This is a genomic window from Pseudoxanthomonas sp. LjRoot204_2, assembly GCF_056175765.1.
This window is the reverse complement of the sequence record NZ_JBGFFG010000690.1, coordinates 1-1190: the sequence shown is the minus strand read 5'-3', so window position 1 is coordinate 1190 and position 1190 is coordinate 1. Positions and strand designations below refer to the sequence as shown.

Below are 1190 nucleotides of genomic sequence, written 5' to 3'. Positions count from 1 at the left end.
GTGCGCAAGTACCGGCTCGGCTCGATCCTGGCCGGCGGCAATTCAGACCCCGGCGGGCGCTACGACGCCTCGCCGACCGAGTGGCTCGCGCTGGCCGATGCCTTCTACGAGGCGTCGATGGATACCTCGCAGGGCGGCAAGGCGATCCCGATCATCTTCGGCATCGATGCCGTGCACGGGCAGAGCAACATCGTCGGCGCCACGCTGTTCCCGCACAACATCGGTCTGGGCGCGACGCGCAATCCGGATCTGCTGCGCCGGATTGGCGAGGTCACCGCGCTGGAGACGCGCGCCACGGGCATGGAGTGGGCGTTCGCGCCGACCGTGGCGGTGCCGCAGGACGACCGCTGGGGCCGTTCGTACGAAGGCTATTCGGAATCGCCCGAGATCGTGGCCAGTTACGCCGGTGCGATGGTCGAGGGCCTGCAGGGCAAGGTCGGCACGCCCGGCTTCCTCGACGGCCGCCACGTGATCGCCTCGGTGAAGCACTTCCTCGGCGACGGCGGCACCACCAACGGCAAGGACCAGGGCGATACGAAGATCAGCGAAGCCGACCTGGTGCGCATCCATGGCGCCGGCTATCCGCCGGCGATCGCGGCCGGCGCGCAGACGGTGATGGCCTCGTTCAACAGCGTCAACGGCGAGAAGATGCACGGCAACAAGCCGTACCTGACCGACGCACTGAAGGGCCGCATGCASTTCGGCGGCTTCGTGGTCGGCGACTGGAACGGCCACGGCCAGGTGAAGGGCTGCACGAACACCGACTGCCCGGCCACGATCAACGCCGGCCTGGACATGGCGATGGCCTCCGACAGCTGGAAGGGCTTCTACGAGACCACGCTGGCGGCGGTGAAGGCCGGCACGATCAGCCAGGAGCGGCTGGATGATGCGGTGCGGCGCATCCTGCGGGTGAAGGTCCGCCTGGGCCTGTTCGAGGCGGGCAAACCGTCGACGCGGGCCGTCGGTGGCCAGTTCGCCCTGCTCGGCGCCCCCGAGCACCGCGCCGTGGCACGCCAGGCGGTGCGCGAATCGCTGGTGCTGCTGAAGAATGCCGGCGGCGTACTGCCGTTGGCGCCGAAGCAGCGCATCCTCGTGGCCGGCGATGGCGCGAACGATGTCGGCAAGCAGGCCGGCGGCTGGACGCTCAACTGGCAGGGCACGGGCACCACGCGCAAGGATTTCCCGAACGC

General features: G+C 69.4%; 1 protein-coding gene. It reads left to right on the top strand.

Annotation, left to right across the window (positions count from 1 at the left end; translation table 11 throughout):
- Positions 1 to 1190 (top strand): glycoside hydrolase family 3 protein (locus AC04L7_RS19120; RefSeq protein WP_475513764.1); only part of this gene is annotated, 1190 nt, incomplete at both ends.